10 protein-coding genes are annotated in these 15,194 nt (G+C 63.9%); 4 read left to right on the forward strand and 6 right to left on the reverse strand.

Annotated elements, in window-relative coordinates; all coding sequences use genetic code 11:
* Window positions 1-28 precede the first annotated feature (28 nt).
* Both treY and glgX read right to left on the reverse strand, forming a co-directional pair.
* Window positions 29-2,410 carry a malto-oligosyltrehalose synthase gene (gene treY / locus EGT50_RS03750; protein WP_127951199.1) on the reverse strand — a complete coding sequence of 794 codons (2,382 nt, stop codon included), beginning with the start codon at window positions 2,408-2,410 and terminating at the stop codon, window positions 29-31.
* On the reverse strand, window positions 2,407-4,524 hold the full coding sequence (gene glgX / locus EGT50_RS03755) for a glycogen debranching protein GlgX (protein ID WP_127951200.1): 2,118 nt from the start codon (window positions 4,522-4,524) through the stop codon (window positions 2,407-2,409). The genes treY and glgX overlap by 4 nt, the downstream gene beginning before the upstream one ends.
* A 115-nt stretch (window positions 4,525-4,639) precedes the next feature.
* Between glgX and EGT50_RS03760 the strand changes: the two genes are divergently transcribed.
* A complete protein-coding gene (locus EGT50_RS03760) occupies window positions 4,640-4,903 on the forward strand; it encodes a PepSY domain-containing protein (protein ID WP_127951201.1) in 264 nt (87 codons plus the stop codon).
* Between the two features lie 248 nt (window positions 4,904-5,151).
* The gene (locus EGT50_RS03765) at window positions 5,152-8,073 is read left to right on the forward strand and encodes a UPF0182 family protein (protein WP_127951395.1); all 2,922 of its coding nucleotides are present in this window, start codon (window positions 5,152-5,154) and stop codon (window positions 8,071-8,073) included.
* Between the two features lie 948 nt (window positions 8,074-9,021).
* On the opposite strand, the gene EGT50_RS03775 is transcribed toward EGT50_RS03765, so the two are convergent.
* The 3 genes from EGT50_RS03775 to EGT50_RS03785 form a co-directional block, all read right to left on the reverse strand.
* Window positions 9,022-9,945: a hypothetical protein gene (locus EGT50_RS03775; RefSeq protein ID WP_206615714.1), complete on the reverse strand. Its 924-nt coding sequence runs from the start codon at window positions 9,943-9,945 to the stop codon at window positions 9,022-9,024.
* A 154-nt stretch (window positions 9,946-10,099) separates the two neighbouring features.
* Window positions 10,100-10,753, reverse strand: a complete 654-nt coding sequence (locus tag EGT50_RS03780) for a MerR family transcriptional regulator (protein ID WP_235870536.1) — start codon at window positions 10,751-10,753, stop codon at window positions 10,100-10,102.
* Window positions 10,754-10,941: 188 nt separating this feature from the next.
* Complete coding sequence (locus tag EGT50_RS03785) at window positions 10,942-11,481, reverse strand: SRPBCC family protein (protein WP_164873332.1); 540 nt, start codon at window positions 11,479-11,481, stop codon at window positions 10,942-10,944.
* Window positions 11,482-11,567: 86 nt separating this feature from the next.
* On the opposite strand from EGT50_RS03785, the gene EGT50_RS03790 reads away from it, so the two are divergent.
* Together EGT50_RS03790 and EGT50_RS03795 are read left to right on the forward strand one after the other, a co-directional pair.
* On the forward strand, window positions 11,568-12,368 hold the full coding sequence (locus tag EGT50_RS03790; protein ID WP_127951203.1) for a helix-turn-helix domain-containing protein: 801 nt from the start codon (window positions 11,568-11,570) through the stop codon (window positions 12,366-12,368).
* Between the two features lie 376 nt (window positions 12,369-12,744).
* A complete protein-coding gene (locus tag EGT50_RS03795) occupies window positions 12,745-13,983 on the forward strand; it encodes a dienelactone hydrolase family protein (RefSeq protein ID WP_127951204.1) in 1,239 nt (412 codons plus the stop codon).
* Window positions 13,984-14,078: 95 nt separating this feature from the next.
* On the opposite strand, the gene zapE is transcribed toward EGT50_RS03795, so the two are convergent.
* Window positions 14,079-15,131 carry a cell division protein ZapE gene (gene zapE, locus EGT50_RS03800; RefSeq protein WP_127951205.1) on the reverse strand — a complete coding sequence of 351 codons (1,053 nt, stop codon included), beginning with the start codon at window positions 15,129-15,131 and terminating at the stop codon, window positions 14,079-14,081.
* Window positions 15,132-15,194: the final 63 nt, after the last annotated feature.

The following is a 15,194-nucleotide window of genomic DNA, read 5'->3' on the forward strand; positions in this document are numbered from 1 at the left end:
TCCGTGCCGTTGCGTCGAAGTGCTGCGCTCAGGGACAATCCAGCCGGACCAGCAGAGCGACCGGCAACCGATCGAACACCTTCGACAGTGGGGTGGATCCGGCGTACAGCTCGCCGGTGAGGCGGTCGAACCAGCTACCGGTGGGAAGCGCCACGCTCGAACTGCCCCATCCGGTCTCGTGCAGGCGGACGCTGTGCCGGGTCGCCAACGCGATGACGTCGGAGACCTCGCCGGCGGGGCCCCTGGCGAATCCGAGCAGGTGGTCCCGCGCTGATCCGACGCCGAACACCGGTCGGTAGTGGCCGCCGACGAAGCTGTCCGGGCGTTCCCGGCGCAGTCGGAGCGCCACGCGTGTCACGTGCATCTTCGTGGCCCCGGAATCGTCGATCGGCGGCACCTCGACGCCGGGGGTATCCATCGACTTGAGCAGAGTGCGGCGGAGTTCGTAGTCGACGGGTCGACGATTATCGGGATCGACCAGCGAGTCTTCCCACAGCTCGGTGCCCTGATAGACGTCCGGGATGCCCGGCCCGCACAGTTGCAGGAGTTTCCGGCCCATCGCGTCCGACCAGCCGTGCGGCGCGAGTTGCCGCGCCACGAGCCCGATGCTGCGACCGACCGGACCGTCGAGCACCCGGTCCACCCATCCGTGTACATCGTGTTCGAAATGCCGGTCGATCTCTGTCCACGACGTACGGGTCCCGGCTTCACGAACGGACTTCTCGGCGAACCGGTGCAGCCGGTCACGGAACTCGTGCGACGGGGCCTCACCTGCGTCGTCAACCGGCCAGATGCCGAACATGTTCTGCCACAAAAACAATCCGGCCACGCCATCGGGGCTGGGAGTCGACATCTCCCAGTCGGCGACGCAGCGCACCCACAGTTCCGGCACCTGGGAGAGCACACCGATTCGGGCCCGGACATCCTCGCCGCGCTTGGTGTCATGCGTCGACAGGGTCGTCATGGTTCGCGGCCACCGGCGGGCCCGCTCGGCGGCCCGTACGTGGAACTCAGCGGGCGAGATGCCGAACCGACCCGGGTCGCCACCCACTTCTTGGAGCGACACGAGTCTGGCCGTGCGGTAGAAAAGGCAGTCTTCGACGGCCTTCGCGGTCACGGCGCCGCACACCTGCTCGAAACGCGTTCGTGATTCGGTACCCACGACGAGTGCTCCGGCAAGTGTCGTCATCGCGGCCTCCCACTCGGGGTGAGCGTCGAGGACGTCGGCGATCATGCGGGGGAGGGCGACCGCGAGCGGTGAGTAGTCGGTGCGGTATGCCGGCGCGGACGCCAGGAGTTCCGCGAGCGCGTCGCGCAGCGCGTCCGGGCTGCAGAAGGCCGGTGAGTCCCGCAGGATCGCGCGTGACAGTCTCCGCACTTCGGGCGCTAGGTCGGCGCGGGCCGTCAGCCTCCTCAGGTCGGTTTCGTTGCTGTGCAGCCACTCCCGATTTCCGGGTGCACCCCCGCGGGCGGCGAGTTCGGTGAGTGTCGCGGCGCCGGACCGATCGAGGAAGACGCCGTCGTACTCGGCGAGTGCGTCGTAGCCGGTGGTTCCATCCACCGGCAACCTCGGATCCAGGGGTTCGTCCGCGGCGAGTATCTTCTCGATCACCAGTAGGCGGTCGGGTCCGATCAGCTCGCGCAGCTTCGCCAGGTATTCAGCGGGGCTGCTCAGCCCGTCGGGGTGATCGACGCGGACACCGTCGACAAGTCCGTCCCGGACCCACGATGAGAACTGGTGATGCGTCGTGTCGAAGACGCGTGGATCTTCCTGGCGAACCGCGGCCAGGTCGTTGATCGCGAAGAATCTCCGGTAGCCGACCTGCCCGTCGCGCCACCCGACCAGCCGATACGACTGACGGTCGTGCACCTCGCGTGGGTCCGCATCCTCGGTCCCCGGAGCGATCGGGAACCGCAGGTCGCCGACGGCGAGCAATGGGGTGCCGTTGGACCGGTCGATCCGGAGCGTGTTCAGCTCGGATGTGTCCGCAAGCACCGGCAGCGCGATTCGACCGTCCGCGCCGTTGTCCTCGCGCCAGTCGACGTCGAAGAAGCGGGCGAAGGGTGAACGTTGGCCGTTCGTCAGCACGTCCCACCACCAGCGGTTCTCGCTCGGTCGCGAGATACCCATGTGGTTGGGCACCAGGTCGACGATCAGCCCCATGTTCCTCTCACGCAGTTCCGCCGACAGGGCCACCAGCGCGGCCCGGCCCCCGAGTTCCGTCGACACCGTGGTCGGGTCGGTGACGTCGTAGCCGTGCGTCGATCCGGATGTGGCGGTGAGGATCGGTGACAGGTACAGATGCGAGACGCCGAGGCGGTCGAGATAGTCGGCGAGCCGTCGAGCGTCGTCGAGCGTGAACGAATCACCCCGCAGCTGGAGTCGGTAGGTAGCGGTGATCGGCTTCATGTCGCTCTGTCCCGACACAGTACCAGCAGCGACCGGGACGGGACGGAAACCGTCTCGTCGGATACGGTCGCGAGATCTGTTGCCCCGGTGGGGGAGTCGGTATCCAGCACGCCCACCCATCGGGTGTCGGTGTCGTCGAGGGGCACGGTGAAGTCGAGGTCCTCGTCGTGGGCGTTGAAGAGCAGCAAGAACGAGTCGTCCACCACTCGATTGCCACGCCGGTCCGGCTCGGGGATCGCGTCACCACCCAGGTACACGACGAGGCCCCTACCGAACCCGCCGTCCCAATCCTCGGTGGTCATCTCCTTGCCCGACGGGGTGAGCCACGCGATGTCGCGACGGTGCTCGCCACGGATCGGGCGGCCCGCGAAGAACCGGCGTCGCCGGAACACCGGGTGCGCGGCTCGCAGCGCGGTAGCCCGTCGGGTGAAGGCGAGCAGATCTTCATTCGACTCGCGGAGCGACCAGTCCATCCACGACAACGGCGAATCCTGACAGTAGGCGTTGTTGTTGCCGTACTGGGTGCGGCCCATCTCGTCACCATGCGCGAGCATCGGGGTGCCCTGGCTGAGCAGCAACGTCGCCAGGATGTTCCGCCTCTGGCGGGCCCGCAGGGCCAGGATCGCCGGATCGTCGGTGGGGCCCTCGACACCGCAGTTCCACGACCGGTTGTAGCTCTCGCCGTCGCGGTTGCCCTCGCCGTTGTCCTCGTTGTGCTTCTTGTCGTAAGACACCAGGTCGGTGAGCGTGAACCCGTCGTGGGCGGTGACGAAGTTGATGCTGGCGCCGGGGCGGCGTCCGGTGGCCTCGTACAGGTCCGACGATCCGGTCAGCCGGGATGCGAACTCACCGAGGGTGGACGCTTCACCACGCCAGTAGTCACGAACGGTATCGCGGTACTTGCCGTTCCACTCGGTCCACAGACCAGGGAAGTTGCCGACCTGGTAGCCGCCCTCGCCGACGTCCCACGGCTCGGCGATCAACTTGACCTGACTGACTACCGGGTCTTGTTGAACCAAGTCGAAGAACGCGGAAAGCCGGTCCACGTCATGCAATTCGCGTGCCAATGTCGAGGCGAGATCGAAGCGGAACCCGTCTACGTGCATCTCGGTGACCCAGTAGCGCAGCGAGTCCATGATGAGTTGGAGCGTGTGCGGGTGACGGACGTTCAGGCTGTTCCCGGTGCCGGTGTAGTCCTTGTACAGGGCCGGATCCTCGTCGTCGAGTCGGTAGTAGGCAGCGTTGTCGATACCACGGAAGACGACCGTCGGGCCGAGGTGATCGCCCTCAGCGGTGTGGTTGTAGACGACGTCGAGGATCACCTCGATCCCGGCCTCGTGGAACGTGCGGACCATAGTCTTGAATTCGGTGACCACGCCACTGGGCTTCGACGCCGAGGAGTATTCAGTGTGCGGCGCCAGGAATCCGACGGTGTTGTAGCCCCAGAAGTTCCGCAACCCTTGGTCGAGCAGGACCTTGTCGTGCATGAATTGGTGTACCGGCATCAACTCGATCGCGGTGACGCCCAGGGACCGCAGATGCCTGATTACCTCGTGGTGGGCAAGTCCCGCGTAGGTGCCGCGGAGCTCTTTCGGCAGGTCTGGATGTGTCGCGGTCATGCCCTTCACGTGCGCCTCGTAGAGGAGAGTCTCGTGGTACGGCGTGCGGGGCGGCCGATCTGCACCCCATTCGAAGAAGGGGTTGATGACCACCGTCGTCATGGTGTGGTGCAGGGAGTCCTCACCGTATGTGTAGAGCGACGGATGGCCGTCGAAGGCGCCGTCGAACGCCTTTCCGTACGGGTCGAGCAGCAACTTCGACGGATCGCAGCGCAGGCCGGCCGACGGATCGTACCGCCCGTACACCCGGAACCCATAGCGCTGCCCGGGGCCGACCGACGGAAGGTACGCATGCCAGACGTATCCGTCCACCTCGTCGAGTGGGAGTCGTGTCTCCGCACCGTCCTTCGCAATCAGGCACAATTCGACCGCGTCGGCCACCTCGGAGAACAGCGAGAAGTTCGTGCCGCCGCCGTCGTAGGTGCCGCCGAGGGGGTACGCGCTGCCCGGCCACACCTCGACCCGCGGGCTTCCCGACGGATCGTTGCGCTCCATGCTGGGAAACCTTAGCCGTTCGGTGACCCCTTCTCTTGCGGGACGAGATCGGCGGAATCCCGTCGTAGCGTTACCGTGGGAGAACGTACACATACAGACCCGAGAGGTGGGGACGATGCCTTCGATCGGCAACGTACGGAGGGTCGCTGCGGTGCTCGGACCGGCCGCGATCGGTATCGCGACTGTGGTCGGCGGTGCAGGTATGGCGAACGCCGAGGAAAGCCCTGCAGCCCCCGGGATCCTGGAGATCGAACTCGACTTTGCGGACGGACGACCCACCGCCGAAGTCGAGTTCGTAGACCTGGAGGGCACAGAGCGCGAGATCCACGTCGACCTCCAGACCGGTCAAATCGTCGAGGAAGAAGCCGAGGACGGTTGAGTTCCACTCAGCCGGAGGAAGTTCCGCGATCAGTTCTGCGATCAAGGGACGTTCGGTCTCGTCGAACTCGAGGATCAGCGAGCCGCCGGTAACCGTGCAGGCGCGAGCCATTCTGGGCACTCGCGCCGCGCCGAACGGCGGTGCGCAAGCCTGCAACCACAGCAGGCCCACTCCGGTAAAATCGTTCGCACGACGCGTCGGCGCGATGACCCGGCGGAAGCGTCATCGTGGTTCCCGGACGCGCGCCGATGGGAGCGTGGGACGTGAGTGAGCGCGAGGTCATAGGTGTTCCCCGGCTACCCAGGCCTGCCCGGTGGGTGCTGGTCGCGTTCCTGGTCGTCGTGGCAGCGACGATCGTGCTCCGGTTGGCCGTCGGTGTGTACATCGATTGGCTCTGGTTCGGTGAAGTCGGATTTCGCCAGGTGTGGCTGACGGTTCTCGCGTCGCGCCTGTTGCTGTTCGTCGGGTTCGGCCTCCTCGTCGGAGGGATCGTCTTCTGCGCGATGTGGCTGGCCTACCGGTTCCGGCCACCGCTGTTCGCCGCCTCCAGGACGTCGGATCACGATCCGGTGCAACCCCTGCGCTCGACGATCGCCCGCCGGCCCCTGCTGACAGGACTCGCGGTGGCGGGTGCGATCGGCGTCATCTGTGGCCTCGTCGCCCAGTCCAGTTGGTCGACCCTGCAACTGTTCCTGCGTGGGGGGTCGTTCGGGGTGACCGACCCCCAGTTCGGCCATGATGTCGGGTTCTACGTCTTCGACCTGCCGTTCTACCGAATGGTGGTCAACTGGCTTTTCGTTGCGCTCGTGCTCGCCTTCCTCGCCTCGCTCGCGGCTCACTACGTGTTGGGTGGGATCCGATTCTCCGGTAGAGAGACCGGCCTGACCTCAGCCGCGCGGGTTCAACTCGCGATCCTGGTGGGGAGCTTCATCCTCGTCAAGGCCCTCGCGTACTGGCTCGACCGGTACTCCTTGCTGTCGAGTCGAAGCAAGGAGCCGACGTTCGCGGGCGCGGGGTACACCGACATCAACGCCGTTCTTCCCTCTCGGTTGATCCTGTTCGCAATCGCGGTGATCTGTGCCGGAGTCGTCTTCACTGCCGTCGTCGTCCGGGACCTGCGGATACCGGCGATGGCCGTCGCGCTCCTGGTGTTCTCGTCGGTCCTCGTCGGTGGGCTGTGGCCCTTCGCGATCGAACAGCTATCGGTGCGACCCAACGCCGCCGATATGGAGCGTCCGTACATCGAGCGGAACATCGCTGCGACTCGAGATGCCTACGCGGTGGGACCTGACCGCGTCGAGTATCGCGACTATCCGGGCGTGGGCACCGAACCCCCACCGGAGGTGCCGGCCGACGTGGTCACGATCGCCAACACCCGGCTACTCGACCCCAACATCCTCTCCCGTACCTTCACGCAGCAACAACAACTGAAGAACTTCTACAGCTTTCCGGAGACGCTCGACATCGACCGGTACGAGATCGACGGACAACGCCGTGACTACGTAGTCGCCGTGCGCGAGCTGACGCCGGATGCGCTCAGCGACAACCAGCGGCACTGGGTCAATCGTCACACCGTGTACACCCACGGCAACGGGTTCGTGGCCGCCCCGGCGAACCGGGTCAACGCGGCGGTTCGTGACACAGGGGGCGATACAGCCAGTAGCAACAGTGGCTACCCCATCTACGCGGTGAGCGACATCGCAACGCAGGCGTCGGGGCAGCAGCTGATCCCGGTCGACCAGCCGCGCATCTACTACGGCGAGGTCATCGCCGCAGCGGACCCGGACTACGCCATCGTCGGTGGTGGTGACCAACCCCGCGAATACGACACAGACACCTCGAAGTACACCTATTCGGGCGCAGGCGGAGTGGCCATCGGCCCATGGCCGAACCGGCTCGCCTTCGCCCTGAACTACTTCGAACGAAACATCCTGTTCTCCAGAGCGATCGGATCCGATTCGAAGATTCTCTTCCACCGTGATCCGCGTGAACGCGTCGAACTCGTCGCACCGTGGCTGACCACCGACGGCAACCCGTACCCGGCCGTCGTCAACGGAAGAATCGTCTGGATCGTCGATGCCTACACCAGCATCGACGGCTACCCCTACGCCAAGCGCAGCACGCTCGATCTGCGTGCGATCGACGAGCAGCAGAACCTGACCCCACCCAACGAGATCTCTTACGTCCGCAACTCGATCAAGGCCACCGTCGACGCCTACGACGGCACTGTCAAACTCTTCCAGATCGACGACAACGATCCGGTGCTCGACGCCTGGATGAAGGTCTTCCCAGGTTCGGTCGAACCGGACGAGAGCATCAGCGACGAGCTGCGTTCGCACTTCCGGTATCCGGAGGACCTCTTCGCCGTACAGCGCGAGATCCTCGCTAAGTACCATGTCGAAGAGCCTCGAGAGTTCTTCACCACCAACGCGTTCTGGTCCGTACCCAGTGACCCGACCGACGACACGAACCTCCACCAGCCGCCGTTCTACGTCCTCCTCGGCGAGGGAGATAGCCCCCAGCCCTCGTTCCGGCTGTCGGGCGCGATGGTCGGATTCAACCGTGAGTTCCTATCCGCCTACATCTCAGCCAACGCCGATCCCGAGAACTACGGCCGAATAACCATTCTGCAGTTGCCCACGGACACGCTCACCCAGGGGCCTCAACAGATCCAGAACTCGATGATCTCCGATACGCGCGTGGCTTCCGAACGCACGCTTCTCGAGCGATCGAACCGGATCCAGTACGGAAACCTGCTGACTCTCCCGATTGCTGAGGGCGGGGTTCTGTACGTCGAACCTCTCTTCACGGAGAGGATCCAGACAACGCCGAACGGGTCGACGTTCCCGCAGCTCGCACGAGTGCTCGTCAGCTATCGAGAACCCGGAACCGGCGGCGTCCGAGTGGGTTACGCGCCGACCCTCGCAGAGGCGCTCACCCAGGTCTTCGGTCCCGAGACCGGCAACCTGGCCACTCCGCCGGGCGGAGGTCCCGGCACCCCCCTGTCTGCACCGGAGGTCACCGAACCGGTCGCGCCGCCGGCTGGTCCTCCATCGCCCGCCGTGGCGCCGGGGACGCTGGAACAGTTGAACTCCGGGCTCGCCGCGATCCAGGCGGAACTCGAGCGCCTGCAACGAGCGATCGACCAGTTGGAACAGCCCAGCGGATAGGCCAGGAAGTCGGAGCACTGCCACCCGGCCCGACCAGCGAGGTCCGCCGACGACTTCTCACCGAACGGAAGGTTCTTGGAACCTCGGACGGCGATTCGCGGTCAGACTTCGGAGTCAGGACAATCTAGGAGTGAGACTTGAAGGCTGGAACAGCATCCCGAAGGGGTACGGAGCGTACTTCGATCTGCCGTGCGCCCCGTGGTGGCTGCGAAAGTGGTTCGCTACGCCCTTCGTAGACCGATTCGCCTACCCAGTTGTAGTTGCCCGCGGCCACGGATACCTCACCCCGCATCCCGGGACACCGTCATCTTCGCTGCCGGCGGATGTGACCGAACAAGGCTGGAGATTGCAGAACGCCACTGGCAACGACGGCGGGACACCTCTCACTCGCTTCGACTGACCCTGTAGAGGGCTGGCCTGTTCGACGATGCTGGTTCATGACGGTGAAGACCCACATCGCTGTGTACATCGCCCACATATTCGGTTGTGCTGCTCCCACAGAATCCGGTACTCATGGGGCATCTGCAGATCAACTTCTCGTCGATTGCGAAGGGGGACCGTTGGAGATTGGGCCGTACGACGGATCCATGCGTGACTCGATACTCGACTTGTCGATTTCGCTGAACTTTCGCGGGCGGTCCCACCCTTCGTTTTCGCTGCCTTCTACCCACAAGGCTGGGAAAGGCGACAGACCGAAGATCTCGGGGAGGTCCTCGACCACGAATCCGACACGGTGCACGTCGCAACATTCGATCTCGTGAGAAGAGCTGGGATGTCGATGATCATGGTCGAAACGGGAGACGATCCCGAGCATGCGCCTTCGCGGGCTACATACAGGTCGGCTGGATTCAAGCCTTGGCCGGTCGCTCGATACTTCAAGGATCTGACTGTGAACTGACCTGAACTGCGCCAGTGCGGTCGGGTAGTTACGAGGGGCGACTTCAACGATCAGTTCTCGACAGGTCGTCGCCGACGAGTCGCTGAAGCAGCGCTTCGCACGTGATTGGTGAGGCTCGGGGGTTCGAGCGTGGAACGGGGCCGATCATGGCCATTCGATACAGCGAACAGCCGCGATGGGTCGTCGAGGTACACCGATATGTGGTTGATCTCCTCAGCCTTCCTGCGAGAGGGTATCAATGCGGGAAGTTGAGCACTGACAGGAGATTTCAGTGCAAGGTCGAGAGTGGTTCCGTCGGCGTTAGGCAGGAATAGCCGCCCGCTTGTGATGGCCGGCGCTGTTTTCGTGAAGCGGGGCCGGAGTGCGAGCGACTCGATGTTGGCAAGTTCGACGTCGGCCACGATCGCACCGGACTGGCGTAGAACTAGCGACGTGTCGGTCAGATAGTGCGGGTTAGTACGGTGAACCGCCAGGAAGCCGAACAGCGCGACCAAGGACCACACTGAGACGACCGCCAGGCTCACTCGGAGCCACATCCAGGGCAGAACCAGATGCAGCACCACGATCTCGATAACGGTCGCGACGGCGAACGCCGTCGGTAGCGCGAGTGTGCCGTGACTCGCGGTGAGCATGATCGCACCGGGTTGGATTCCCGAGTGGCGTCCACTGATCCACAACCACAACGCCCGATAGGCCCGGATCTCGGCCCGGACAAGCGGCCGGAGCGGGGAGTGGCCGAGCGCGCCCGCTGCTGCGTCCCGAAGCCGGTCGCCTCGGCGAAGTTGCGCCACGATTGCGATGCCCAGCATGAGTGTCACCGCGCAGACGAGGGGAACTTCTACCGCGACGAACAGCCACATCGCTTGGCGAGCAGTGATGGTTCCGCCGACCAGCAAGACGACGTTGACGGCGAGGACGATCACTGTCACCAACTGCGCAGCCTGCTGGAATCGTCGAATCCGCTGGAGCTTCATCGGAAATCCGTAGGCCCCGATGACCGGGCGAGTAGCTCTCGGTGGACCCGTCGAACCACTTCGCGTTGCGCTTCGTCGGGGATCACCTGGTCGAGGAAGAGTGCTCCATCAGGGGCTTCGTTGACCGTGGCCATCTCTCGCGATAGCTCGATCATCAGGTGCTGAGGGAAGAACTCGAGAAGCCGGCCCGTGACCGCCGCGATCTCCGCGTCCGCGGTGTCCGGACTGCGCCCTCGAGATTCGACCACTCGGCGAGCACGGCCAGGTACTGTTCGTGCTGGCCGTCATCTGCCATCGTCCCCTCGTAGCCACTGAGAAATCCCTCCGACGCCTTCCCCGACATCACCAGGGCCTCGACGAGGTCTCGGTCGCGCCGAAGGGCTGAAGCGACCGCGGAAGAGGGAGCATCGTTGATGGCGTCAGTAAATGCTGCTCCAAGCCCCGCCGGCAGCACCGAGATGGGGTTGCCCCTTTCGGCTTCGGCGAGCACGGAGGTGAGCTGTGCGCCGCGGCGGGCGAGTTCGGCCTGTTGGTCCTCGATAGCGATTACCAAGGCCCGTAGATCCGCCACCATGTCGCGAACGTCTTCATCCGACTTCTCGTCGGCAAGGATGTCGGCGACCGAACCGAGAGGAACTCCACTGGTTGCCAGCCAACGGATTCGCATCAGTCGAACAGCGTCACTCACGGTGTACTCGCGGTAGCCGTTGGGCCGACGTCGCGGCTCTTCGAGCAGACCGAGGCGGTGGTAATGACGCACCGTCCTTGTCGTGGTGCCAGCAACCGTAGCGAGCTGCCCTATTCTCATGGGCCAAGTCTCGACCATGACCTAGCGTCAAGGTCAAGCTCACGTCCGCGGCGCGTCGACAAACCGTTCCGCGGAACCGAAGTGACGGATCTCGAGTGCGGCGCCGTGACGGAAAGCTGTCGACGGCCACTCGAGGAACACCGAGAAGATCTGTCTTGGACGAGTGGATCAGTGATCGGTCTACCCAGTCATGGTCGGGCCAGCCTGAATCGTCGGGTGCTCCCTCGCCGGGCAGCTCGGTCGAGTTGGGCCTGCTTGCGTCGCGACGGCACGCCGTTCTCCACGTAGTGCGCCAGATCGGCCAGCACTTGCCGACCGGCGCGTCGAAGCATGATCAGCATCCACCATCCAGCCAGCAGGCCAAGCACTCCACGGGTGGTGACGACGGCGTCGTAGCTGACCACGCTGCGTTGCTGGTCCACGGGCGTGACGGTCCAGGTGTTGCGTGCCACCGACAGGAAACGCGGCTTTTGTTCCGCCTCATAGGTCAAGCTTCGCGTGGAGTCGTCGTAGGCGACGATCGCTTCAGTCACGTTTGGGGCTACCCGGATGCCGGTTTGGCAGACTCGGCCCGCAACCGGCGCCTCGTCCACGGTCGGGGAACCCGGGATGGCGGCGGAGGCGGGGACAGCGGTGGCCCACTCACCGATCTTGTCGAACCGGCGGCCGATGACATCCCAGACAGCCTCTGCAGGCGCTACGATCTCAACATCGTTGGACAGCTTCATGCCATTGAGCATGCTCTCGCCTCGCTGGCAAGTCGATTCCCCAACAGGGAATCGGCGCTTCGGCGTTCACCGGAAACACTGACGCAATGACTCATCGGCAGCCCGGGACCACCAGCCCTTTCGGTGCTCTGCTGCGGCGCTGGCGAGGCAATCGCGGACTTAGCCAGCTAGCGTTGGCGGCAGCGGTCGGCTCCACGTCGCGCCATATGTCTTTCCTGGAGACAGGTAGGTCCCGTCCGAGCGAACAGATGGTGCTGCGGCTCGGTGAAGCGCTCGGAATTCCTTTGCGCGAACAGAATCGGCTGCTCGAGGCCGCCGGCCTGCCCACCGCCTATCCTGAGGTGGCGCTGGAGGATGCCGATCTGGCGCCGTTTCGCGCCGCGATCGATCAGCTGCTGACAGCGCACATGCCCTATCCGGCCGTCGTCGTGGATGAACACTGGAACGTGCTGCTCGCCAATCGGGCGAGCGCTACGTTCTTCGGCGACGCGCTGGTCGGTAGCAACCTTGCGCATCGCTACTTCGCCGACCCAGCCGCCGCCGAGGCGATCGTCAACTGGCCGCAGGTTGCTTGGGCTGGAATGGACCGATTGCGCCATCAGCTTGCACTGAGACCGTTCGATGACAAACTGCGTGAGCTTGCGATGCTCGCTGAGCAGGCCACCGTGGGTCTGCCTCGTCCGTCTCCGCCGACAGAGGGATTGGTCGTGTGCCCGTGGTTTCGGGTCGACGGGCAGGTCATTCGGATGATCGGGATGGCAGCCCGGTTCGATATCACGGTCGCGGTGACGTTGGAAGAGCTTCGGGTCGAGCTGTTGTATCCCCTCGATAGCGACGCAGAGCGCTTCTTTCGCGAGGCGGGGACGACAAAGCCGGCGAACCACTGACACGAACCGGGGGCGTCCGGCATCGCCTACAGAGGTGTGTTCGCGATGTTTGCACCGGATGTCGGGGGTGGCGAATCGGACGCCGAGCTTGGAGAAGTAGCGAACATTAAAACCGTTGCGTGACAACGGAGCAAGGTAGGTCGAACGGAAGCCACTCGGCAAGACACTGGCGGAATCGACGATCGGGTCTCGACGCCAGCGAAAACGAGATCACAGCGGTGCCTGCGCGCCGATCCGATAAGAGGTTGCCGAGAGTATCGTTGGGGTTCCGTGATCAAAGAATGCGCCGCATCACCTGCTGTCGACCTGTTCGTACTTCTAATGCTCAGCGGCACAACAAAGTCGACTAGCGAGAACAGAGAATGGTGTGATTGTTGTGGGTCAGTACGTAGATGTCACCAAGCAGTCCGGAGAGTCGTTCGCTGCCTACCTGTCTGTGCCCGCACAGGGGTCAGGGCCGGGGCTGGTTCTGCTCCAGGAGATCTTCGGGATCAACGAGTACATGCGCGGCATGGCTGATCGGTATGCCGAAGAAGGCTACGTGGTAATGGTGCCCGACCTGTTCTGGCGTTCCGGGCCTCGACAGGAGCTTGGTTATGACGAGGAGGGATTCAAGCGTGGCCTGGCGCTCCGGAACGAGCTAGTGGAGGATCTCGTCGTCGAGGACATCGGCGACACGGTACGTGCCCTCCGCGCCCGGGCTGATCACGCGGGCGGCGTGGGAGCGATCGGCTACTGCCTCGGCGGACTCTTCGCGTACCTGTCCGCCCTGCGTCTGGACATCGATTGTGCGGTCAGCTACTACGGCGTGGGCGTCCAAGATGCCCTCGACGAGGCGGGTTTGCTGAAAGCGCCCATGGTCTTCCATCTCGCAGAACTCGACAAGTACTGCCCGGAGGCTGCACGGAATGCGATCAGGACGGCATTCGAGGGCAACGAATTGGTCCGAATCTACGACTACGCCGGAGTTGATCATGCCTTCGCTACTCACGGCCGGGACGTGTACGACCCGGCCGCGGCGGGGTTGGCCTATTCGCGGACGCTCTTGGTGCTCCGGGAGACGATAGGTCCGCGCTACGACCTCTCGGCGCTGTGGGACAGCCACACGTACTACGAGTTCGAGGCGCGTGACGTGCCCGCGACCATGTCAACGATGGTCGACAAACCCTATGTCAACCACATTCCGACGATGACCGGTGGGGTAGGGCAAAAAGACGTCGCCCGCTTCTATGCACATCACTTCATTCCCGGCATTCCCGAGGACACGAAGATGATCCCGATATCTCGCACGGTCGGTGCGGACCGGGTCGTCGACGAGATGCTCTTCTGCTTCACCCACGACCGCGAGATCGAGTGGATGCTGCCCGGAGTTGCGGCCACTGGACGCTACGTCGAGATCCCGCTGGTTGCCGTAGTGACCTTGCGCGGCAACAAGTTGTACAACGAACACATCTACTGGGATCAGGCCAGCCTTCTGGTGCAGGTCGGCGTACTCGATCCCGAGCACCTTCCGGTCACGGGAATCGAGCAGGCTCACAAGTTGGTGGACAAATCACTGCCATCGAACGAGCTCATGCCGAGTTGGCCCGATAGCAAAGGAAAGCCCGTCGCATAGAGCGGACGCCCACGCCTCAACGTTTGCCAGAGCCAAGCGATTCCCTGAATCACTTTGGTGGCTGCAGGCGTGGGGAGTTGGTGCGTGGTGCCCCTTTACAGAAGGGCCCTTCCTGTCTCGAGTTCGGCTGTGTTGGGGCCGAGTCGTTCGAGTTGACCGAGTCGGCTCCTGAGTCGTTCGATGTCGACAGGGAGATGGGCGCCGGTGGCGAGGAGGTCGAGGGGAGTGGTTGCGAGAAACACGGGGCTGACATCGCGGTCGTAGAGCACGTCGATGACGTTGGCGAATCGCTGTGCTGGTTCGCGGCCTGCCGTGGCAAGGTCAGGTACGTTGCTGATCACCCACTTCTGGAAGTCTCGGGCCAGCGCGAGGTAGTCGGCCGGGGCCGTGGTCCGCCCACAAAGGTCGGCGAATTCGATCCATAGCCATCCATCGGCTGCGCGACGGACGTACACGGGGTGTCCTGCCGGCGCGAGCGTCATGTGTTCATGTGGATTCGGTGGATTGAGACCGAGTTGTTCGACCTGTTTCGGGGATCCGGGGCTGACCCATAGTCCGGCTGCGAACCCGGCCTCGTGACTGGAGGTGGTGCGGTAGTCGACGGGGCCGTCGACGGCGACGATGGTCAAGGTCCGTTCGATCAGTTCGATGGTGGGCACGAAGTCGTCGTGGAAGAGCGGATTGGGCAGTAAGGATTGTGGCGGGTAGTTCGAGGTCAAGATGACCCGGATTTTCCGGTCGAGCAGCGCGGGTAGCAGTCGCGCGATGAATTTCCCGTCCGCGGGATCGTGAACGTGGAACTCGTCGAAGCACACAACGTCGAGCGTGCCGAGGAGATCACCGAGAGCCGCCGTGAGATCGTTGCGGTTCCTCCGGATAGCCAGGTGCAGGTCGTGGAAGAACTCGTGGAAGTGGATTCGCCTCTTACGGTCCGTCGGCAGCGCTTCGAAGTATGTCGCCATCAGCCAACTCTTTCCCCGACCCGCGGGCCCCCAGAGGTACAGGTTCCGATCGGCACTCGCGAGGGCGTCTACGGCTCGTCGTTGCGCATCATCGAGCGTGAATCCCAATTCCTCTGCTGCCATGACGAATACAGCGGGATCCAGCTGCAAGAAGCGGCTTGATTGTGAAGCTCGACGACTCCGCATGGCGAAACCCTACTATGGTAGCGGCTGCGGGGATTGAGACATGTCTCACCGTCGTTCACGTCG

Origin of the sequence: Rhodococcus xishaensis, from assembly GCF_004011825.1 — a bacterium.
Taxonomy (GTDB): Bacteria; Actinomycetota; Actinomycetes; order Mycobacteriales; family Mycobacteriaceae; genus Prescottella; species Prescottella xishaensis.